The sequence below is a fragment of the Limnohabitans sp. JirII-29 genome (genome assembly GCF_003063395.1).
GTDB lineage: Bacteria > Pseudomonadota > Gammaproteobacteria > Burkholderiales > Burkholderiaceae_C > Limnohabitans.
This window is the reverse complement of the sequence record NZ_NESB01000012.1, coordinates 60000-81785: the sequence shown is the minus strand read 5'-3', so window position 1 is coordinate 81785 and position 21786 is coordinate 60000. Positions and strand designations below refer to the sequence as shown.

The window sequence follows — 21786 nt, the reverse complement described above, 5'->3', positions numbered from 1 at the left end:
ATGCGCCCACGCTTGAATTTGGGGGTATTTTCCCTAGCGCTGTGTGGCCCTAGTCGGCCAAGCCCCCGCTGCGCAACACGCGCCGTGCGCACGCGTCCCACAGCACTTGGGTGTTGGGTGCCCAGAGGGTGAGCCTGGTGCGTGCGCGGGTGAGGCCGGTGTAGACCAACTCGCGCGAGAGCACCGGCACGTCTTGCGCTGGCAGCACCAACAACACGTGCTCAAACTCCGAGCCCTGCGATTTGTGCACGGTCATGGCAAACACGGTGTCCACGGCGTCTAGCCGCGAAGGCGCCACCCAACGCACCGCGCCTGCGCTGGGTGCGCTTTGGGGCGTGGCGTGGGTGCCATCACCGGCTGTGTCGATGAATGCCACCCGCAACACCCCGTCAGGGCCGGGCAGACACAGACCCACGTCGCCGTTCATCAGGCCCAGCGCATAGTCGTTGCGTGTCACCATCACCGGGCGACCGGCGTACCAGGGTTGTGTGCCCTGGCCCAGACCCAGCGCACGCTCAATCTGGGCATTGAGTTGCGTCACACCCAAGGGACCGTCGCGCACCGCGCACAGCACGCAAAACTGCGCCAGTTGGTGCAACAGGGCCAAAGCTTGTGCGTCGCTGCACGCATGGCCGTCACGGTGCGGAGCCAACAAGGCCAGCCATACACGCCAGCCGTGGCGCAGTGCGCCGCCCAGTCGCGGGTCTGCTGCGTGGGGCAGTTGCAAGCGGGTCACGTCGTGTGTGCTGTCTGCTGCCTCCACCCAGTCGGGTGCGGCGTGCCAGAGGGCTTGCAGCTGGGTGCGGTTGTGGGTGTCGTCGCTGTTGACGGCACGTGCCCACTGGCCAATGCCGCTGTGGGCGTCAAAGCGGTGGCTGTGGGTGAGCGTGACCGTGAGGTCGCGCAACAGGGGGCCCGTGCACAGCTGCGACATCACCGCACCGGCTTCCACCGAGGCCAATTGGTCTTTGTCACCCAGCAAGATCAAGCGCGCATGCAGCGGCACGGCCTTGAGCAAGCGCGCCATCATTTCCAAATCGACCATCGAGGCTTCGTCCACCACCACCACATCGGTGGCCAGCTGGTGCTCGCGGGTGTCGTTGCTGGGGGTGCCATGCAGTTGCAGCAAGCGGTGCAAGGTGTGGGCTTGGGGAGAAATCAGGCCACGCACCGCCTCAGGCATCTTGCCCAAGGCTTGGGTGATCGACTCGGTCAAACGCGCCGCTGCTTTGCCGGTGGGCGCTGCCAGGTGAATGCGCAGCGGCTGCTCAGGCGTGGCTGCGCCCACCAAGGTGCTGAGCAAGCGCACCACGGTGGTGGTTTTGCCCGTGCCCGGGCCGCCGGTGATGAGGGTGATGCGGTGGGTGGCTGCTACCTCGCAGGCACGCCGTTGCATGTCTGCGTGTGTCGGGTCCGCTGGCGCCGGGAACAAGGCATCCAGGCGTTGTGGCAAATCGGCGGGCGCGGCGGTGGGCGTCAAGCGTGCGCTGAGTTGCTGGCGAATGGTTTGTTCGGCTGCCCAGGCGCGGCGCAGGTAGAGCTTGCCTTGCGGGTGCGCGGGCGTGCAGTGCAGCACCAAAGGCTGGCTGCCGCTGGGGGCGTCAAACAAGTCCGGGGTGTGGGCGTTGGCGCTGGGCTGGATCACTTCAGCCCAGGGCAGCGAGGCAGCGGCGGCGTGCAGCGTGTCGGGCAGTGCGGCAGCTTGCTCGTTGGACCAGCCCAGCAACTGCGCGGCTTGGCTGCGCAAGAGCCCCAAGTCCAGGCACGCATGGCCTCGGCTCCATTGGTGGCTGGTGAGTGCCGCCAGCCACAGATGGCGTGGGTCGTCGCTGGCTTGCTTGCTTTGCAGCAAGTTGGCAAGTGCCAAGTCCAGCCCACTCAAGGGCGTGCGTGCGGCATGGGGCCAGGGCGGCTGCAACAGATCATGCAAGCGCTTCATGCTGCACCTCCCGCAAACGCGGCGTCCAGTGCTTCCACCAAAGCGCGGGGTGGGCGCTGCACATGCACGCCGGCACCGGGCTGATCAATGCCACGCAAGAACAGGTACACCGCGCCGCCCATGTGCAGGTCGTAGTCGTAGTCGGCCAAACGCACTTTCAGCAAGCGGTGCAGGGCCAGGGTGTAGAGCACGTACTGCACGTCGTAGCGTTTGTGCAGCACCGCGTCTTGCAGCGACGCGCTGCCGTAGTCGGCGAGTTTGTTGGACTTGTAGTCCACCACCCAGTAGCGCCCGTCGTGCGCCACCACCAAGTCCATGAAGCCAGTCAACATGCCTTGCAGCACACGCGCTTGCAGCGCGGGGCGGGGCACGCCCGGCAACAGGTGTTGCCCGATCAAGTGGTCCAGGGTGGCCGCAGACACGCCATGCGCCTCGAAGCTGAATTCCATTTCGGCCCACAAGGCCTCGCGTGGCAACTGGCTCAGCACCAAGTCGGCACCCAGGCCTTGCAGCGGCAGCGTGTTGTTCAGCAAGGCGGCGATCCACGGCGGCAGCAGCGCCTGGGCCGCATCGTCCAATTGCAGCCAACGCGCTTTGCGTTGCAGCAAGCTGTGCCACTCGGCGTGTGCCCACGCCGGAGCCTCGTCACGCGCGGCGGGCCATTGGTGCAGCGACTGCCACTCCAGCAGGTCGTGCAGCAAGGTGCCGTAGCTCGCCCCGGCCGGAAAGCTTTGCCAGCGGCTGACGAGCGTGTGACCGGATGTGCTGTCCGATGCGTCGCTGTCGCTGGTGTCGGCATCGGTGATGGCGTCGGCCACCGCCTCGTCGCGCAGCGAGTCAGAACTCAGGCCCCGCGTGAGCGTGCTGAAGCTGGCCGTCCACCACAGGCTGTGGTGTTGGCGCTGTGGCGTGCGTGCCGCTTGGTGCTGTGTGGTTTGCACCGGTGGCTGGTACGCCACCTGTTGCAAGGCGGGCAAGGGGGCCACGGCGATGTCGCTACAGGTGGCCCACAGCGCGTGCAACTGCGTTTGCAAATCACCGCGTTCACGGCGATTGAGCAGGCGCGACAAGGCGCTGCGCTTGAGCGTGCCTTTGGCGGCGTCGCCCGAGAGGTCGCGTGCGGTCTCGGCCACGCCCAGCCACAGCGCACGCTGGGCACGTGTGAGGGCCACATACAGCAGGCGCATGTCTTCGTCGGTGGACGAGGCGGTGTCGCTGGCACTGTCGGCGTCCTCGTCGTCTGGCGCAGGGTGAGCTGCGGTGGTTTTTTCAACCGCAAAACTGCCCGCGAACGGCACAAACACCAGCGGGTACTGCAAGCCTTTGCTCTTGTGGTACGTGATGACCTGCACGCACTGCGCATCGGTTTCCAGCCGCATGGCGTGGGCGTCGCTGCTCTCGCTGGGTTGCTGAATTTGCTGACCCAGGTGGCGCACCAGCGCATGTTCGCCTTGCAGGCTTTGTGCGGCGTGTTGCAGCAGCTCGCCCAGGTGCAACAGGTTGCTCAGGCGGCGCTCGCCGTCGTGCCCTCGCACCAGGCGCTGGGCACGCTCACCGCTGTGCAGCCACTGGTGCAGCATGGGCAACACACCGTGTTGTTGCCACAGGTGTTGCCAGTGGTGGAACTGGTCGAGCAAAGCTTCCCACGCGGTTTCGTCTTGGGTGATGGCCAGCACCTCGTCGAGCGATAACGCCCACAGCGGGCTGCCCAAGGCTGCACGCACCCAGCGGGTTTGGCGCGGTGACGCCACAGCGCGCAACAAGCGCCACAGGTCCAAGGCCTCGGGGCTTTCAAACACACTGGCATGGTCCGACAGGTACACGCTGGCCACAGCGCGCTGGCGCAAGGCCTCACGCACGGCGTCGGCCTGTGACTGGCTGCGCACCAGCACCGCCATGTCGCCCGGCGTGGCCACGCGCTGGTTGAGCAGCAGCGCCATCTGATCGGCAAACACCGCCGCCATGTGGTGCAGGTGGTCGCCGGCTTTGACCACCGGCTCGTCACCTTGCAACTGCCACACGGTGAGGCCGGGTTGCACGTGACCGTTGCCCAGCGGCAGTGCGGCCACGTCACCCTCGGGCGTGACCTCGACAAACGCGATGTCGCTGGCCCCTGCGTTGCTGCTGGCGTGCTCCGGCGAAAACGGCGCATCGATTTGTGTGAACACATGGTTGATGGCACGCACCAGACCTGCGCTGGAGCGGCGGTTGCCACTCAGGGTGTGCAGGGCGTGCGGGTTGTGTGCCAGGGCTTGGCCACGGGCTTGCAAATAGGTGCTGAGGTCGGCGCCGCGAAAACTGTAGATGGCCTGCTTGGGGTCGCCAATCATCACCAGGGCGTTATCGGCTGTGACAGTTGCAAGGTCGTAAATACGGTGCAGGCTGCCGTACTGCCAAGGGTCGGTGTCTTGGAATTCGTCCACCAAAGCCACCGGGTATTGCTGACGAATGGCCTCGGCCAAACGGCCGTCTTCGGCCATCACGGCGCGGTAGAGGTTTTGCAGCAGGTCCGAAAAGTCAAACGCCGCGCGCTGTGTTTTGGCGGCTTGGTAGGCCAAACCCACGGCGTGTGCCGCATGCTGGGTGATGCGTGCCGCGGTGTCGGGTGCCTCGGCAACCACCGTCATATGCGCCTCGAGCGCGGCAAAAAATGCAAAGCGCTCGGGCTCGGGCCAAGCTTTGTCGTGCAAAGCGGTGAGGGTGAAACGCGCCAGGGTGTCGGGCTTGAGTGGGGCGGCGTGCTCAACCCAGGCTTGCAGACCTTCCAGCCACTTGGCGTAATTTTTTTCAGAGGCCCCTTTGAGGCGCTTGGCTTGCAGGGCTTGCAGCACCTCGGGGGTCCAGGCTTGGCGTGCAGCCTGTGCGGTGGTGTGGCACTGCGTGCGCCATTGCATGTGGGCGGCGATGGCTTGGCTGGGCGTGAACGCGGGGTCTTGGGGCGCACGGGGTGTGCGGTCTTGTTCACGCCACAGCAGTTGCAGTTTGCTCAGCAAGTCGTCGGGCGAGCGCCCGATGCTCGGCTGCACCTGTTGCAGCACCTCGGCGGCTTGGGGGTAAAACCAAGTGCGCCAATAGTCTTGCACCAACTGGCGTTGCAGGGCTTGCGCGTTGTCCAAGCGGGTTTGTTCAAACAGGTGGCGGCTGTCGAGCGCGTGTTGGCTCAGCATGCGACGCGACCAGCCGTGGATGGTGTAGATCGCGGCGTCGTCCATCCAGTCGGCCGCAGCACTCAACTGCAAGGCGCAGCGCGGCCACAGCGCTTCGTCATAACTGTCGCGCAGGTCGGTCAAAAAGGTGTCGGCCTCAAAGCCTTGCGGCAGCGGGCGCTGTTGCGCACTGCTGTCAAACAGCACGGCCGCGTCATGCAAGCGTTGGCGAATGCGCTCACGCAATTCGGCGGTGGCCGCTTCGGTGAAGGTCATCACCAAGATCTGCGGTGGCAACAAGCCAGCCTGGGGCTCGCCATCCGCGCCTTGACGGCCATGGCCCAGCACCAGGCGCAGGTAGAGCGCGGCCAGCGTCCAGGTTTTGCCCGTGCCGGCGCTGGCTTCAATCACCTGGCGCCCACTCAGGGGCAGGGTGAGCGGCTGCAACTCGGTCATGGCGTGTCCTCGCTGTGCGCGGCATCGCCGCTGGGCAGCAACACCGCCGCATCAACCATGGGACCATACAAGCGCTCTGCCCAGTCGGGCAGGTGGGGGGCCAGATCGTCGAAGCTGTTAAACACCCGCTGCAAGGTGGTGGACTCGGGGAATTCGCCGCTTTGCATGTGCCCGCCTTCAAACTTGCTGCGCGCCGCTTGCAAGGGCAGGGGGTCTTGGCTGCGTTGGGCATTGAGCCAGGCACACGCGGTTTTGCGCGCCACGGGCAAGGGCGCTTGCCAGGCCTGTGCGTAGGCATCCACCAAGTGGTGCAACTGTGCTTTGGCGTTGTCGGCTGAGAGGGGGTTGAACTGCACCCAGCCGTCCAAGCCCACTTGCGCGCTGGTGGTGGGTGTGCCACTGGCACAGGCCACGAGGTGTTGCAGCCACACCTCGGTGAGGGTTTCGGCACGTGGGCGCTGGCTGTCGGTTTTTCGCTTGCCTTGCAGCACCGAGCCGGGTCGCACATCCACTTGCAACCAGGCGTTGCGCTGTGCATTGGTTTTCCAAAGCTGGGGCTCGGGCTGCCACTCGGCGTGCAGGTGCATGTCCCCTGAAGCCAGCGTGAATGACAGGTCCAGCGACTGCGCGGGCAGGTCGTGCGGCCAGTCGGCCAAGCGGGGTGTCAAGCGTGCCCACAAGGCTTCGCGCTGTTGGCGCAGCAGCGCTTGTTGCGCTTGGCCGAAACCCGCCAGCGCCAAGCGGCCACTGCCATGCAATTGCTGCAAGGCACGCTCGGGGTCCGGGGCGCGGGCCAGGGTTTGGCTGAACAAGTAGGTGTCCAGGCCATCCAGTGCAAACGGCTCTTCTTCGGGGGCGGCTTCGTCGGGCGTGTCCAACTGCACCCGCAGGCGTTCGCGCACGAACACGTCTACGGGTTGGCGCAGCAGGCGAGCGAGTTGGCGCAGGCTGATGTCGGTGGGTAGCGCGGTTGCGGCTGGCGCAGGGCGCGCTGTCGAGGCCGTCGCGAGGGTCTGTGTTGCCAGCACGTGCGAAGGTGAGTTGGCAAGCGCGGCTGCATCGGGGCTGTGCGCCTGCTGCCAATCGGTGGCGTAGGTGACCCAGCCGCTGTCGGCTTGAAAGTAGCTGGGTGAAAACGCGTGCAGCGGTTGCAAGGGCGCTTCAAACGCGGCGCGTGTGGGCTTGGCGGAGGTCGAGGAGGGTGAGAGGGTGGAGGATGAGACGGTGTCCGCTTCCAAAGTCCAACTCGCGTTGAGGTAGTCCATGAGCTGTGCCACCAGCACCGACGGGGGTTGGTCTTGGTGGTCGGTGGCGCGTTGGCCTTGCCAACTGATGTAGAGGCGCTGGCGCGCAGACAGCAGAGCCTCTAAAAACAAATAACGGTCGTCTTCGCGGCGTGAGCGGTCGCCTGCGCGCCACAGCTGTGCCTGGCCCATCAGGTCGAAGTCACGCGGGGTTTGGCTGCGTGGGTAGTCGCCATCGTTCATGCCCAGCAAACACACCACCTGAAACGGGATGGAGCGCATGGGCATGAGCGTGGCGAACTGCACGCCACCGCCAAAGAAGCGTCGGTGCATGGCGGGTTGCTGCAACTGGCCCAACCAGTGTTCGCGCACCACCACCAAGGGCAGGGGCGCGTCCAAGCGTGCCAGTTGGCATTCGGCCAGCCAGGTTTCCAGCGGTGCCATCACGCGTTCCATCAAGCGCACCTCGGCATCGGTGCTGGCCTTGAAAAACTGCGCCACCAGGGTTTGCAGCAGCGTCACCCATTGCTCGGGCGTGTGCGCCTGGCGCAGCTGGTTCAAGGCCCATTCGATGCCGCGCAACCATTGCAGCAGACCATCCACCACACGCGTGTCCAGGCCACCCACGCCAGCCATCGGCCAAGTGTCTTGCCAGGCGGGCGTGTGCGCCGCGTGGGCATCGGGCGTACCCATGGCGTAGCCCAGCAACAAGCGCTGCACACCAAACAACCAGCTGTTTTGCGCCGCATCTGCCAAGTCGGCATCCATGCCCCAGGTCTGGCGGTGTGGCGCGTCCAGGCCCCAGCGCACCCCGGCCTGTTGCAGCCAGTCGTCGAGTTGCGCCACATCGGCTTCGTCCAGGCCAAAACGCGCGCGCACGGCGGCCACTTCAAACAGGCTCATCCACTCGACGCGGGTGATGCGCAATTGCGGCAGTTGCAGCAACACATCGAGTGCTTGCACCAGCGGTTCGGTGCGCGGCGTGGTGTCGGCCACGGAATAGGGAATGTGGCGTGGTGTGTGCGCCGCAAAGCGCCCAAACACCGCGTGGATGTGGGGTGCAAACGCGGCCATGTCGGGCACCATCACCATGATGTCGCCCGGTTGCAACTGCGGCTGCGCATCGAGCCAGGCCAAGATGCGGTCGTGCAGCACCTCGACCTCGCGTTGTGCCGAATGGGTTTGCACAAACGTCACGCTCTGGTCGCCGGGCGGCAGTGGTTCAGGCGTGGTGGGCGCAGGGTTGAGGTTGAGCAGGTCGGACTGCAAGCGCTCCAACACGGTGGCGGGGCGCTGCTGTTCGTGGGCCGTGGTGACCGGGTCGACAAATACATCGATGCGCTGAAACTGGTGGCGGTAACGCGCCACATCGTCAAAGCCATCGAGCAGGTGCAGGTAGTCGCGCCCGTGCTTGCCCCAAGCGGCGAGCAAGGGGTTGCTGTCGGTGTGCAACTGGTATTGCTCGGCTGGCGTGAAGCTGTCGCTGGGCAAGGGCAGGTGGGGTTTGTGTGCTTGTCTGTGCTGGCTCCAAGTTGCCAAAGGCCGACGGCTTTCCACCACATGGCCCCAAAAATATTGACACGGGTTTTGCACCAGCATCAACACCTGACACACCCGGCCCAAGGCCGCCAGGGCCTGCACGGTTTGCATGGGCAATGAGGTGACGCCAAACACCACCAGGCGCTGCGGCACACCGGCCGGGCGCACGCCGTCGGGCAGTTGTTGCAGCGCTTTGACAAACGCCTCATGTACGTCGGCACGCGAGCGAAAGCGCAGGTCTGCGGGGGTGTCTTGGGCCAGGTCTTGCAGCAAATCGCGCCACAGCGCAGGCTGCCACTGCTGTGCGTCGGGCACGGCGATGGGGGTGCCGTGGGCGGTGTTCAAACGGTCGCGTGTGGCGGCCCAGTCGTCGAGCCAGTCGGCGCGGTAGTTTTGGTAGCCGTCCAGCACATCGGCCAGTTGCAGCGCCAGTTGGTAGGCGCGGCGGCCATAGGGCGCTTCTTGGGGAGCTTCTTGCGCGTCGTTGTGTGTGGGCTGTCCCAGGTACTGGGCCAACGGCTCGAACACGGGTTGCGTCAACAAGGCGGGCAAGCGGCGCATCAAACGCCACACCAGGGGTGACTTGTCGAGCGGCATGTGTGCGGGCACCACGTCTTGGCCCAACACTGCACGGTAGATCTGCCACAGCTGGGCCGAGGGCAACTCAATCTGTGTGGCGGCACAAATGCCCAAGGCGTTGTCGCGCGCCAGGGCCAGCTCCAGCCAGTGCTTCATGCCGTTGCTTTGCACCAGCAACACCTCGGGCGCGAGCGGCGGCAAGGGGTTGTTCTGGATGAACTGCACCATCACATCGCGCAGGCCTTCCAACTGGTTGCTGTGCAGCACCATGAAGCCGGTGGGGTGGGGCATGGCGTGTTTATTTCTTTCCGTAGGTGGCATCGTGATCGGGCTGGATCAAGAGTACCCGCAGAAAATTGCCGTCACGAAAGCCGACGCCTCGGGTCGACTTGCTGACCCGAAAGGTTTAGAGCGTGTCAAGTGGAACGTGCTTTGCGTTTGACGACATGGGGTTTCACGCTGGGCAATTGATCGGGGTTTGACGCTTTGGGGGCATTCTTTTTGGCCCAAACCAAGGCCTTGGTCACACTTTCTTTGGTGGTGGGCTCGTGCAGCCATCGTTCGTTGTCCGGCACGATGGTGACCGTGCGAATAACCCAGACACCTTGCTCGGGGCTTTCCACCAACACCTTGCGCCCGGCGTATTCCTTGCCTAGCGATATTTGGCCGCTGGTGCCAATGGATTTGATGATTTGCTGTTCAGCGACTGAGTTTTCCATGTTTGAACTCCTGGGCATGCATTCATGCCGCATGAATCATTTTATACGCCTCTAAATCGTTCCACACGTCTTGCCGCTCAATCCTGCCGTCGACCACCTCGAAGCGGTCGATGAAGCGAATGCCTTCAAAGGTGTCGCCGTTGTGGAACACGCCGCTCAAGCAGCCGCTGGCGTACACCACCGCACCGTCGCCGCGCCACGACTCGTCGAGGTGTTCAACGGTTTTGGTGATCGATTGGTAGCGCGGGCGTGACCACGCGACCAACTCTTGCAAGGTGTGCATCTGCACCTTGTCGGGAAACGTCATGGCAAAGTTGGCGCTCAGGTGGGTGGCGGCCAAGTCCAAGTTGCGCTCGCCCAGGGCATTCAAAAACGCCATCACCACCTCGCTGGCCACAGGGCGTGCTGCACCCCCGCCGGTGAACACCTTGCCGTCGCGCTGGTAGGTGCTGACCTCTTGAATGAACACGGTGGTGCCTGCGTCCGCTGCGGCAATCACCGAACGCGCGGTCACAGCTAAGCGTTGCACCAAACGGTGTTGCACCTCAGGTGCGTAGCCGGGCAGCAGGGTGACAGAGATGACGGGCATGAAGGCTCCTTGAAAGGCGAGTGCGAAGTGCGAAGTGCGAAAAGTGTCGCATGAATGACCTGCTCAAAAGCCCAGAGGGTGCGAGCATCCTTTTAAGGAGTGAACCTGCCATGCATGCATTGAACCGATCCGCCACCGGCGTGTACCTGATCACCGTGACCCCCTTCACCGACAGCGGTGAGCTGGACTTGGTCAGCACCGACCGCATGGTGGACTTTTTGTTGGAAACAGGTGTGACGGGCCTGACGGTGTTGGGCATCATGGGCGAAGCGCCCAAGCTCACGGCGCAAGAGTCGCGCATCTTCGTCAAGCAGGTTTTGGCCCGTGTGGCAGGGCGTGTGCCCGTGGTGGTGGGCGCATCGGCTGCCGGTTTTGCGCCCATGCGTGAACTGACCGAAAGCGTGATGGACATGGGCGCAGCAGGCGTTATGGTGGCGCCACCCGGCACGGTCAAAACCAACGAGCAGATCGTGGCGTACTTCGACATGGTCAACGAAACCTTAGGCTCCAAGGTGCCTTGGGTGCTGCAAGACCACCCGGTAGCCACGGGCGTGCAAATGTCGCCCGATGTGATTTTGAAAATCCTCAAGAACTCGCCCCAGTGCGTGATGCTCAAACACGAAGACTGCCCCGGCTTGGCCAAGCTCTCGGCCATCCGTGCGGCGAGTGATCGGGGTGAGCTGGAGCGCGTGTCCATCCTCACCGGCAATGGCGGCGGCTTGTTCTTGCCCGAAGAGCTCACGCGCGGTGCCGATGGCGCGATGACCGGCTTTGCCTATCCCGAGATGATGGTGGATGTGTGTCGTGCGCACGCCAGCGGCGATGTGGAGCGCGCACACGACCTCTTTGACGCCTATCTGCCACTGGCCCGCTACGAGCAACAAGCGGGTGTGGGCCTGGCGGTGCGCAAACACATCTTTGCGCAGCGCGGCATCATTGCCTCAGCGGCGGTGCGCAAGCCTGGGCCCAAACTCTCTGCGGCCGATGTGGCCGATATTGCGCGCTTGACTGAGCGGCAACAACGTCGTCTCGCGACGCTCTGATCACTCCGACTTGATGCCCGCCGCCTTGATGATGGCCGCATTGGCGACCATCTCTTCGCGGATCATGGCGTCAAACTGCTCGGGGCTCATGGGCAAAGGCTCGGCGCCCAGGCTGGCCAAACGCTCTTTGACTTCGTTGGACTGCAAGGCTTTGAGCGACAGCTGGTTGAGCCGTTGCACCACATCACGCGGTGTTTTGGCGGGCACCAACATGCCGGTCCAGAACAGATAGTCGGCCTTGGCCACACCTGACTCGGCCAGCGTGGGCACATCGGGCAACTGGGCTGAGCGCTTGGGCGTGCCTACTGCCAAGGCTTGCAATTTGCCGGCTTTGATCATGGGCAGCGCCGACACCAAGGGCGCAAAGAAGTAGTCCACGCGCCCGGTCATGGTTTCGGTGATGGCTTCGGGCGAGCCTTTGTAGGGCACGTGCACGGCGTCAATGCCGGTGGCCAACTTGAACTTTTCAGCGCTCATGTAGGTGGCGCTGCCCAAGCCCACCGAGGCGTAGTTGAGTTGGCCGGGTTTGTCTTTGGCAGCGTTGATCACGTCTTGCACGCTCTTGTAGCCCTTGGCGGGCGAGACCACCATCACATTGGGCACGATGGCCAGGGGGGTGATGGCCGAGAAATCTTTCAAGGGGTCGTACGTCACCTTGTTGATCAAGGGCAGCACCGTGTGCGCACTGGTGTAGACCAGCACCGTGTGGCCATCGGCAGGTGCGCCTAGCAGCGCTTGAATGCCCAGGGTGCCAGCCGCACCGGCTTTGTTTTCCACCACCACCGACACGCCCAACTCGGTTTGCAACCGTTCGGCCACCGAGCGCGCCACGATGTCTGAGGCACTGCCTGCCGTGGCGCCTGAGATGAGTTTGATGGGACGACTGGGGTAGGCCTGTGCCTGTGCCCCAAGAGGCGCCAAACAGGCCGCGCTCAACACCGCCAATGCGGCGCGTCGCGTGGTCGATGCGTGGGCCCCCAAGGGGCGCTGCAAGGCAGTGGACTTCAACGAGGTCTTGGCTGTGGGCATGGTGGCTCCTGATGTGTGTGGGTTTGTGATGTGTGTGCGTGGCTCAAATGCGTGGCATGCCCAGTTGCTCGGCCATCCAATCGGCCGTGCGGTGGCGGTAGCGGTAGGGGCGGTTGTTGGCGATGTGGTTGCCGTCTTCGACGATCAGCAACTCCACCGGCCCCGAGGCTTCTTGCGCCATGCGCTGCGTGTCTTGCCAAGGGATGATGCGGTCCAACTTGCCGGTCACCAAAAACAGCGGGCATTCAATCTGCTGGGCCACGCCGTTTTTCATGGTCAAGTTGCGGCTGTATTCCTTCGCCTCAGCCTGCGTGGCCAAGTGGCTGCGCACGCGAAAGGCTTCGCGGGTGAGGTCTGGCAAAGCATCCCAGGTGTCGCTGAAGTCATACGGACCGGCCAAGCCAATGCAGGCCTTGAGGCGTTTTTCAAACGCCGCTGCACGCGGTGCGTAATACCCGCCCAGGCTCACGCCCCACAGGCCAATGCGGGTGCTGTCCACCTCGGGGCAGGTGAGCACCCAGTCGACCATGGCTTTGACGGGCACCTCGTAGTCACCACGGATCGGGAAGTCGTATTCGGCCTCGCCTTGGCCAGGGCCGTCCACCATCAAGGTGGCGATGCCGCGCGCGAGAAACGGTTGCTCATAGGCTTCGAGTTCTTCTTTGGCCGAGTCCAGGCCCGGCACCATGATCAACACCGGTGGTTTGACGGCGCCCGCAGGCAACCTCAAGAAGCCCGCCAAATGGCCGGTCTCATACGGAATCTCCACGCGCTTAGCGGGTGGACGCATGTGCGGCAGCGCCAACTGCTTGCAGGCCACGGCCTTCATGTGGGCGGCGCGCATTTCGTCAATGTCATGCACCGACACAAACTTGGCAAAGTGGTAGTAGACCGCGGCACGCGACAGGTGTTCGCTGGCGCTGAGTTTGTAGCCATCGGCCAACGCCTCGTGGCCCAGAGCTTCGTGCACTTCGGCGCGTTTGCACCAGGCGCTGGTCCAGTCTTCCCAGCGCTCAATGCCACGGGTGACTTCTTGAAAGTCGGTCAGCAACACGCCGTTCGACACAAACCGGGGGGCCCAATGTGAAATGGCCGATTCAACGCGGGGATCTTTGCTCATGGTGCCTCTGTAAAAAGTAGGTGTGATGAAAGAAAAAACTCAAATACCCAAGCCCGCCAGCATGGCGCGTGGGTAACGCTCGCCAGCCCGCGACTCGGGGGTGAAGATGGCTTCCAACTCTGCGCTGTCGTCGGCGCTCAAGGTGAAGCCCGCCGCAGCCACGCTTTGTTCCAAGTACGTCACGCGCTGAGTGCCGGTGATGGGCACGATGTCGTCACCTTGCGCCACTGTCCAGGCCATGGCCAGTTGCGCGGTGGTCAGCCCCAAGCGGTCGGCAATGGTTTGCATGCGCGCCACCAGCGTGAGGTTGTGGGCCAGGTTGTCGCCATGAAAGCGCGGGTGAATGCGGCGTCGGTCTTTGGGGTCTAAGTCGTCAAAGCTTTGGATGCCGCCTGTCAACAAACCACGCCCCAAAGGCGAGTACCCCACAAACGCGATATTGAGTTGGCGGCACAGCTCAATCATCTCGATCTCGGTGTCGCGATACCACAGCGAGAACTCGGTTTGCAGCGCGGTCATGGGGTGCACACGGTGGGCGCGCTGGAGGGTGTCCACGCCTGCTTCGCAGATCCCTAAGTAGCGCACCTTGCCTTGCTCGACCAAGCGCGACATGGCGCCTACGGTGTCTTCAATCGGTGTGTTGGGGTCCACGCGGTGCAGGTAGTACAGGTCAATACAGTCGGTACCCAGTCGCTTCAAGCTGGCTTCGCAGCATGACGCCACGTATTCGGGGCGGGCGTTGGTGGCTTTGCTGCCGTCGGGCAGGGTGATGTTGCCAAACTTGCTGGCCACCACGGCTTGGTGGCGTTGGGCGCCCAAGGCCTGGCGCAGCCATTCTTCGTGCAGCCCATCCCAGTAGGCGTCAGAGCTGTCGAAGAAATTCATGCCTAGCTCCAGCGCCCGATGGACCAGTTGCTTGAATTCGTTCAGGCCGTGTTCGCTGAAGTCTTGAAAGCCCATGCTGTGGCCTAAGCCCATGGCCGAAACCTCTAGGCTGGATGCACCGAGGCGTTTGCGTTTCATCGCTTGGTCTCCCTTGTTGTGGGCGCAGTGTAGGGAAAATCAAGCATGTCGAATAATAATTGTTGCTTGGGTTACGATAACCAAATCGCATAGTCAACAGTGCTTCTGCCACTGCGCCATGCCTACCCATCCTGATGCCTCATGAACCTGCAACAACTGCGTTACCTGACGGAAATCGTTGAGCAAGACCTCAACCTGACCAAGGCGGCGCAATCGCTGCACACCTCGCAGCCCGGGGTGAGTCGGCAAATTCGTTTGTTAGAAGAAGAGCTGGGCGTAGACCTGTTGGTGCGCCAAGGCAATCGCATTGCTGCGCTCACTGAGCCGGGGCGCAGTGCGCTCGAGATTGCGCGTCGCGTCTTGCGTGACATCGACAACCTGCGCAGTGTGGGCGCGGATGCTGCCAACGAAACCCAGGGCAACCTGGTGATCGCCACCACCCACGCGCATGCGCGCTATTTGCTGATTCCGGTGGTGCGACGCTTCCAACTCAAATACCCCGAGGTGCGTTTGAGTTTGCGCCAAGGCAACCCCGACCAAATCGTGCAATGGGTCAGTGCCGGTGAGGCTGACATGGGCGTGTGCACCGCACCGACCATCGCAACGCCCGAGTTGGCGCGCTTGCCTTGGTACCAAATCAGCCGTTGCGTGTTGGTGCCCGAGCGCCACCCTTTGCTGCAAAAAAAACGCATCAGCTTGAAGGACTTGTCGCATTACCCCATGATCAACCTCGACAAATCGTTTGCCGGTGGCGTGGCGGTGATGAGTGCGTTCGACGCCCAAAAAATTCAACCCAACGTGGTGCTCAGCGCCACCGATGCCGATGTGATCAAGGCCTTTGTGGCCTCGGGCATGGGCATTGCCACCTTGCCCGAGATTGCCTTTGATGCCAAGCGCGATACGGGGCTCCAAAGTATTCAAGCTCGCCACTTGTTTTCCCCGTCCGCCAGTTATGTGTGGTTGCATCGCCAGCAACACCTGCGTGGCTTCACGTCCGAATTCATCCGTATGCTGTGTGCCGATTGGACAAGGCCTAAGATCGACCTTGCGCTTCGCACCCCTGACTCAAGCTCCACACCATGACCCCTCACGACATCGACCAACGGCTGACCGATTTGGAAATCAAGGCCAGCTTCACCGAAGACCTGGTGGAGCAGCTCAACCAAGTGATTTACCAGCAGCAGCAACACATCGATGCTTTGTTACGCGAGGTGTCGCAGTTGCGTCAACAGATGCCAGAGGGCGGGGGCGGGCAGTCGCGCAATTTGCGAGACGAATTGCCTCCGCATTACTGAATGCATTGGCCCCGGGCGACTCAGTCTTGGCGTGTGTACTTGAGTTGCGATAAATCGAAGCCCTGCGTCTTGGCGCTCAGCAGCGCAGCGTCCATCAACTCAGGTTGTAACGTGGGTGTGCGCGACAACACCCACAGGTATTTGCGGTTGGGGTTGCCCACCACGGCCCAGCGGTACTCAGGGTCTAAGGCAATCACCCAATAGTCCGCGCGAAACGGCCAGAAGAATGACACCTTGAGCTGGGCATTGCCTGTTCCTTCGACCACCGTGGCTTTGCCTTGGGCTTGGGTGGAACCGTCGGCGGTGTCGCAGCGGTTGGTCACGGCCACACTGCCATCGGTGTTGCGGGCGTATTCGGCGGTGGTGTTGCCAACGCACTTGCGCTGAAAGAACATGGGAAAGCTGGCAATCTCAAACCACTTGCCCACATAGCGTGCCAAGTCCACCTGCGCCACGCTGCTGACAGGGGCCTCGGCGTGGCTGCTCAGGCACCACATGGCGCATGTCAAAACAAGAAGAAAGCGTGATCTAAAGAGCATGGCAATTGTGTAAAGTGCTGTGTTATGAAAAAACATCTTACACACCCCCTCCGTTCCTTGGCTCTGGCGCTTTCGCTGGGCGTCTTGGCGTGTACCAGTGTCTTGGCCCAAACCGCTGCGTTTCCGAACAAGCCGCTCAAAATTTTGGTGCCCAATGCTGCGGGTGGTGCCGCTGACATCACGGCACGTACCGTGGCCCAAAAACTCTCTGAGGCTTTGGGCCAACCGGTGGTGATTGAAAACAAACCCAGTGCGGGCGGCATCGTGGCGGGCGAGCAGGTGGCACGTTCGGAGCCCGATGGTCACACCCTGTTGCTGATCTCCAGCGGCACGGCGGTCAGTGCTTCGTTGTTCAAGAGCTTGCCGTTTGACACCATCAAAGACTTCACACCCGTCTCCAAGCTGGCCTCGTTCGACTTGGTGATTGCCGTGGCTGAAGGCAGCCGCTTCAAAACCTTTGCCGACTTGCTGGCCTATGCCAAAGCCAACCCTGGCAAGCTCAACATTGGCACGCCGCAAATTGGCACCACGCAGCAACTGGCCGCAGAGTTGTTCTTGTCGGCATCGGGTTTGCAGGCGCAGATCGTGCCCTTCAACGGCACGCCGCCTGTGATCACAGCCTTGCGTGGTGGCAACTTGGACGCCATGCTTGAAATCTTGGGCCCAGTGATGCCTCAAATCAAGTCCAACGCCTTGCGTCCTTTGGCGGTGTTGGGGGACAAGCGTTCGCCCAACCTGCCCGATGTGCCAGCGGTGCACGAGTCAGGCGGCAGTTTGGCCAAGTTCCAGGCTGCTTCTTGGAATGGCCTGGCTGTGCCCGCTCGCACACCACGTGAGGTGGTGATGCGTTTGAACCGCGAAATTCAAACCATCCTCCAAATGCCCGATGTGAAAAAGCGCTTGAGCGATGTGAACGTCAACGTCCAAGGCGGTACGCCCGAGCAAGCTGCGGAGCTGTTGGCGTCAGACATTCACCGCTGGCATGACGTGATTGTCAAAGCCAAAATCGACAAGCAATGACATCGCGCATTGCCTTGATCCACGCCACGGCCTTGGCGATGGAGCCGATTCAACACGCCTTTCAACGCCTGTGGCCCCAAGCCCAATGCATGAACGTACTCGACGACAGCCTGTCGCGTGACTTGGCCCAGACGGGTAGCCTCACACCCGCCATGGTGCAGCGTTTTGTGGACCTGGCGCATTACGTGCAGGGCACCGGTTGCACCGGCGTGCTGTTCACCTGTTCGGCCTTTGGCCCGGCCATTGAGGCCGCAGCCCAAGCCACCGGACTGCCCACCTTGAAACCCAACGAAGCCATGTTTGAGCAAGCGCTGCAAACGCCTGCGGCCCATGGCCGTTTGTCGCTGGGTCTGGTGGCTACCTTTGAAGCCTCGCTGGCTTCGATGGGGCAAGAGCTCCATGCCATGGCCCAAGCGCGTGGTCAGGCGATTGATTTGCACACCGTGTTTGTGCCCGAAGCCATGGCCGATTTGGCTGCGGGCCAAGCCGAGTTACACCACCAAAAAATTGCCAAGTCCTTGGCCCAGTTGCCGCGTTGTGACGTGGTGATGTTGGCCCAGTTCTCCATGGCAGCCGCCCAACCGTTGGCGCAGCGTCACAGCGCTGTGCCCGTGTTGTCCAGTCCCGATTGCGCCGTCTTGGCGCTGCAACTTGCGATGCACCATGTCTGATATTCGAGTCTCCGTTGCGCAGCTGTCGCGCTACATCACCACCGCCATGCAAGCCCTGGGGCTCCCCGATGCCGATGCCGCCACGGTGGGCCGCCTGATGGCGCAAGCCGATCTGCAAGGGTCTGACGGCCACGGCGTGATTCGTCTGCCGCAGTACAGCCGCCGCATCTTGGCAGGTGGCGTCAATGTCAAACCCAACATCCGCGTGGTGCAAGAGCGCGCCGCCATGGCCTTGATCGATGGCGACAACGGCATGGGGCACTTGGTGATGCAGCAAGCCACCGAACTGGCGATTCAAAAAGCCCGCACCTGCGGCATTGCCTGGGTGGGCAGCCGCTTCAGCAACCACGCAGGCCCTGCCTCGTTGTACGCGCGCATGCCGCTGGCGCATGACATGTTGGGCTTGTACTTTGCAGTCGGCAATGCCAACCACTTGCCACCTTGGGGTGGCTTGGACATGTTGTTGTCGACCAACCCGATCGCGGTTGCAATTCCAACGGCAGAAGAAGCACCCATCGTGCTGGACATGGCCACCACCGTGGCGGCTTATGGCAAGGTCAAAGCCAAAGCGCAGCGCGGCGAAATGATGCCCGAGGGCTGGATGATCGACCGCCAAGGCCAACCGCTGCTCGACCCCAAGCGCAGCGAAGAAGGCTTCTTGATGCCCATCGGTGGCTACAAAGGCTACGGGCTGTCTTTGGTGGTGGGCATCTTGGCGGGCACCTTGAATGGTGCGGCCATGGGCCGCTCGGTGATTGACTTCAACCACGACGACCACAGCGTGACCAACACCGGCCAAGCCATCGCGGTGATTGACCCGGCGGCCTTTGGCGATGTGGGTGAATTCAAAGCCCGTGTGGACCAACTGGTGCGCGAGTTGCGCGGCAGCGAACGCATGCCCGGCGTGGAGCGCATTTGGTTGCCTGGTGAACAAAGTGAAGCCAAACGCACCGCGTATGAACGCGACGGCATTCCCATTGCCCCCGCGCTGTTGACACAACTCAACACCGTGTCAGCGCAACTCAACGTGCCAGCCTTGCTGGACACAGCCGTTTAAATCAACATACAAAAAAATACAACAGGAGACAGCCATGCAACGACGTGTGTTCCTTCAACAAGGCTTGGCCCAAGCCAGTGCGGTCAGTGCCATGGGGCTGAGTGCGGGGGGTAGTTGGGCGCAAGCGGGTTACCCGAACAAGCCCATTCGCATGGTGGTTCCGTTGGCGGCAGGCAGCGCGGTCGACAACGCGGCGCGCATCGTGATGCAAAAAGCCTCGGTCGGTTTAGCCACCGGGATCGCCATTGAAAACCAAGCGGGTGCCTCGGGCGTGATTGGTACCGACCGGGTGGCCAAGTCGGCCCCCGATGGGTACACCCTGGGGGGCTTCAACGACAGCATCATGACCATGCTGCCCAACTTGAATGCCAAGTTGCCTTGGGACATCGTGCGTGACTTTGAGCCCGTGTCGTTGGTGGCCACGGTCGAGTGGGGCCTGGTGGTGCCGGCTGACTCAGCTTGGCACACCGTGGCCGATGTGATCGCAGCGGCGCGTAAAACGCCGGGCAAGATCAACTACGGTTCGGGCGGCAATGGCAGCCCACAGCACATGGCCATGGCCTTGTTTGCGTCGCAAGCCGGTTTGCAACTCACCCACGTGCCTTACAAGGGCGCGACACAAGCCGCCGTGGGTTTGGCCGGGCGCGAGGTGGACGCAGAGTTTCAAGGCATTGCCACCGTCAATGCTTTGGTGAAGGCGGGCAAGCTGCGTTTGTTGGCGGTGAGCACGCCCAAGCGCTTGTCGCAGTTTCCCGAGGTGCCCACGGTGGCGGAGTCTGGCTTGCCGGGCTTTGAGTTCAACTCGTGGTTTGCCATCATGGCGCCCGCAGGAACGCCCAAAGCCATTGTGCAAAGGGTTCAGTCGGAGGTGGTCAAAGCCTTGGGTGACGCTGGTGTGCGCGAGCAACTCATGGCGCAAGGCTTAACGCCGCGAGGCAGCAGCCCCGAAGAGTTGGCCACTGCCCTGCGCGCGCAATTGGCGCGCTATGAAGCCTTGATTCGGCAGGCGGGCATCACGGCGGATTGACAGCCAACCCCTGAAAATCAAAACGGCAGATTGAGGGATGTCCAGATTCGTGTTCTGACCAACGAGCCGTCCAAGTCTTTGCCCGTTTCGATGTTGGCACTTGGGTTGTTGCCGATTCGTCGGGCCCAAATGAGTTTCAAAGCAGCGCCATTGGCCAATTGCCATGCGGCGGAAAACCCGGCCCCTTTGAGAGCGTACTGATTGAGCGCCGTCACATCTTGCAGGTTCTTGGCTGGGTACATGACCACATGGCCGATGTCGTAAAACCCAGCCAACATGAGCCGAGCGTCGGGTTGCCAGCGCAACTCGATATTGCCCATCACGCCCTTGCCGCCACCCGCTTCGCTGCTGGGGTAGGCACGCACGCCAGAACTTCCGCCAAGGTAGAACTTCTCCGACGAGTCGAGGTTTTTGCCTGCCCGTGACACTTGGCCGGACAGCGAGCCGTACAAAGACCAGTCAGAAGTCAAGAACTGTTGTCGACTCAGCGCGTAACGAATCTTTCGATAAGCGCCAGCTGTTTGAGTGGTCACCGCAATCTCAGGTGCATTGGGCGACTGATCCAAATTCAAGAAACCATTGACGAAGGTCAAGCTGCCGGTGTTGGCGCCGCCACCGGCCCAGTCGTCAAAGCTGTTGCCGTACACCCCCAAGGACTTGGGGCGGTTTGAGTAATTGCTTTTAATTTGCCCCTCGCTGTAGTTTTGAAACCGCTTCTCATCGATGGCAAAACTGACATAAATGTTTTGTGTGCGAGAGCGCAGCAATGGGTAGCTGACTTCAACGCCTGTGGTGTCTGCTGTTCCGGTGGGCGCCACCGTCTCTTGAAACTGCAACACGCTGTAGGAGAGATGGGATGCATTGGCACTGACCTTCAACCCATCGTTGCCCACAGGCACAGTCCAGCCCATGCGTGCATAGCGACTCGCTTTGGTTTCGATGAAGTTGGTATTGATCACATCGCCATCATTGATCACGCTGTTGAAATTCAAATTCAACAGCAACCGGTTGACGCCTGTCCCTCTTGAGCCGGTGTTGTCCGTGGTTGCATTGCCTTCAAAACGGGGCTTGGGCATGGCCTGGAGCACCAAGTCGGTTTCTGCCTGCGCTTGACCTTCTTTCAGGTTGCCATTGACGTAGACACCGGAAATATCATCGGCAATCAACAACGCCCGATCGACGGCCTTGGCGCTCAAATACTCGCCGCTGGCTTGATGGGCTTGAATGAGTGCTTTAAGACCCTCTGGGGTGGCGGGTTTGGGAACCTCGCCTTCAATCAGTACTTTTCCCAGCCGTGCCTGCACGACTTGGATGATGATCACCCCATCCTTGATATCTTGTTCCGGCAAGTAAACCTGAACCGTCCACCCCGCCTCACGAAACAACGCAGCCAGCTCGGCGATCAGGCTTTCAATGTCGCTGAAAGACAGTTCTCTGCCTTGGTAGCGCTCAAGCAGAGCACCGAGGGTGGCGTCATCCAGCAAGGTGTTGCCTTCGACCTGAAAGCGTTTGACAAAAATTTTCAAACCTGCGCTGGGTGTCGTGGCGATGGGCTTGGGCAACAGCGGTGCCATTTGCCGCGGCAACTTCAAGCTTTGATTGCGTTCGATTTGTTGTTGCAGCGAACCTGCATCGACATCGGCGGCATGCACGGCGCCAGATGAGAGTAGCGACAGAACCAGCCAGCTTGCCAGTGAAAGTGGATGCAGCGTACGACGAAGACAATCGTTGTGGGAAACGGTCATGGGTGT

At 62.0% G+C, this 21786-nt stretch carries 17 protein-coding genes; 7 read left to right on the top strand and 10 right to left on the bottom strand.

Annotation, left to right across the window (positions count from 1 at the left end; all coding sequences use genetic code 11):
• Positions 1 to 49: 49 nt before the first annotated feature.
• The 5 genes from recD to B9Z39_RS15630 form a co-directional block, all read right to left on the bottom strand.
• Positions 50 to 1939 (bottom strand): exodeoxyribonuclease V subunit alpha, encoded by a 1890-nt coding sequence (gene recD, locus B9Z39_RS15650; protein ID WP_108302447.1) that lies wholly within the window; start codon positions 1937 to 1939, stop codon positions 50 to 52.
• A complete protein-coding gene (recB, locus tag B9Z39_RS15645; RefSeq protein WP_108302445.1) occupies positions 1936 to 5541 on the bottom strand; it encodes an exodeoxyribonuclease V subunit beta in 3606 nt (1201 codons plus the stop codon). The genes recD and recB overlap by 4 nt, the downstream gene beginning before the upstream one ends.
• Positions 5538 to 9194 (bottom strand): exodeoxyribonuclease V subunit gamma, encoded by a 3657-nt coding sequence (gene recC / locus B9Z39_RS15640; RefSeq protein ID WP_158269518.1) that lies wholly within the window; start codon positions 9192 to 9194, stop codon positions 5538 to 5540. Before recC ends, recB begins: the two co-directional genes overlap by 4 nt.
• Positions 9195 to 9319: 125 nt before the next feature.
• Positions 9320 to 9622 carry a DUF2080 family transposase-associated protein gene (locus B9Z39_RS15635; protein WP_108302441.1) on the bottom strand — a complete coding sequence of 101 codons (303 nt, stop codon included), beginning with the start codon at positions 9620 to 9622 and terminating at the stop codon, positions 9320 to 9322.
• A gap of 22 nt (positions 9623 to 9644) precedes the next feature.
• Positions 9645 to 10211 (bottom strand): tautomerase, encoded by a 567-nt coding sequence (locus tag B9Z39_RS15630; RefSeq protein WP_108302439.1) that lies wholly within the window; start codon positions 10209 to 10211, stop codon positions 9645 to 9647.
• A 110-nt stretch (positions 10212 to 10321) separates the two neighbouring features.
• Between B9Z39_RS15630 and B9Z39_RS15625 the strand changes: the two genes are divergently transcribed.
• Complete coding sequence (locus B9Z39_RS15625; RefSeq protein ID WP_108302437.1) at positions 10322 to 11254, top strand: dihydrodipicolinate synthase family protein; 933 nt, start codon at positions 10322 to 10324, stop codon at positions 11252 to 11254.
• On the opposite strand, the gene B9Z39_RS15620 is transcribed toward B9Z39_RS15625, so the two are convergent.
• From B9Z39_RS15620 to B9Z39_RS15610, 3 genes are read right to left on the bottom strand one after another with little or no spacing between them, the layout of a single operon-like run.
• Positions 11255 to 12283, bottom strand: coding sequence for a tripartite tricarboxylate transporter substrate binding protein (locus tag B9Z39_RS15620; protein ID WP_108302435.1), 1029 nt, complete (start codon positions 12281 to 12283; stop codon positions 11255 to 11257).
• A gap of 43 nt (positions 12284 to 12326) precedes the next feature.
• The gene (locus tag B9Z39_RS15615) at positions 12327 to 13403 is read right to left on the bottom strand and encodes a S9 family peptidase (protein ID WP_100148147.1); all 1077 of its coding nucleotides are present in this window, start codon (positions 13401 to 13403) and stop codon (positions 12327 to 12329) included.
• A 39-nt stretch (positions 13404 to 13442) separates the two neighbouring features.
• Positions 13443 to 14426 carry an aldo/keto reductase gene (locus B9Z39_RS15610; RefSeq protein ID WP_108302433.1) on the bottom strand — a complete coding sequence of 328 codons (984 nt, stop codon included), beginning with the start codon at positions 14424 to 14426 and terminating at the stop codon, positions 13443 to 13445.
• Positions 14427 to 14567: 141 nt separating this feature from the next.
• Between B9Z39_RS15610 and B9Z39_RS15605 the strand changes: the two genes are divergently transcribed.
• Together B9Z39_RS15605 and B9Z39_RS15600 are read left to right on the top strand one after the other, a co-directional pair.
• On the top strand, positions 14568 to 15509 hold the full coding sequence (locus B9Z39_RS15605; RefSeq protein ID WP_108302431.1) for a LysR substrate-binding domain-containing protein: 942 nt from the start codon (positions 14568 to 14570) through the stop codon (positions 15507 to 15509).
• Positions 15506 to 15721 carry a SlyX family protein gene (locus B9Z39_RS15600; protein WP_100148150.1) on the top strand — a complete coding sequence of 72 codons (216 nt, stop codon included), beginning with the start codon at positions 15506 to 15508 and terminating at the stop codon, positions 15719 to 15721. The genes B9Z39_RS15605 and B9Z39_RS15600 overlap by 4 nt, the downstream gene beginning before the upstream one ends.
• A gap of 20 nt (positions 15722 to 15741) precedes the next feature.
• Here the strand turns inward: B9Z39_RS15600 and B9Z39_RS15595 are convergent, their stop codons facing one another.
• Positions 15742 to 16218 carry a lipocalin family protein gene (locus B9Z39_RS15595; RefSeq protein WP_233249042.1) on the bottom strand — a complete coding sequence of 159 codons (477 nt, stop codon included), beginning with the start codon at positions 16216 to 16218 and terminating at the stop codon, positions 15742 to 15744.
• A 66-nt stretch (positions 16219 to 16284) separates the two neighbouring features.
• On the opposite strand from B9Z39_RS15595, the gene B9Z39_RS15590 reads away from it, so the two are divergent.
• From B9Z39_RS15590 to B9Z39_RS15575, 4 genes are read left to right on the top strand one after another with little or no spacing between them, the layout of a single operon-like run.
• Positions 16285 to 17280, top strand: coding sequence for a tripartite tricarboxylate transporter substrate binding protein (locus B9Z39_RS15590; protein ID WP_100148152.1), 996 nt, complete (start codon positions 16285 to 16287; stop codon positions 17278 to 17280).
• Positions 17277 to 17951 carry an aspartate/glutamate racemase family protein gene (locus B9Z39_RS15585; RefSeq protein ID WP_100148153.1) on the top strand — a complete coding sequence of 225 codons (675 nt, stop codon included), beginning with the start codon at positions 17277 to 17279 and terminating at the stop codon, positions 17949 to 17951. Before B9Z39_RS15590 ends, B9Z39_RS15585 begins: the two co-directional genes overlap by 4 nt.
• The gene (locus tag B9Z39_RS15580; RefSeq protein WP_108302427.1) at positions 17944 to 19008 is read left to right on the top strand and encodes an Ldh family oxidoreductase; all 1065 of its coding nucleotides are present in this window, start codon (positions 17944 to 17946) and stop codon (positions 19006 to 19008) included. The genes B9Z39_RS15585 and B9Z39_RS15580 overlap by 8 nt, the downstream gene beginning before the upstream one ends.
• Positions 19009 to 19042: 34 nt before the next feature.
• Complete coding sequence (locus B9Z39_RS15575) at positions 19043 to 20035, top strand: tripartite tricarboxylate transporter substrate binding protein (protein WP_233249041.1); 993 nt, start codon at positions 19043 to 19045, stop codon at positions 20033 to 20035.
• A 17-nt stretch (positions 20036 to 20052) separates the two neighbouring features.
• Here the strand turns inward: B9Z39_RS15575 and B9Z39_RS15570 are convergent, their stop codons facing one another.
• Positions 20053 to 21780 carry a ShlB/FhaC/HecB family hemolysin secretion/activation protein gene (locus B9Z39_RS15570; protein WP_108302425.1) on the bottom strand — a complete coding sequence of 576 codons (1728 nt, stop codon included), beginning with the start codon at positions 21778 to 21780 and terminating at the stop codon, positions 20053 to 20055.
• Positions 21781 to 21786 lie beyond the last annotated feature (6 nt).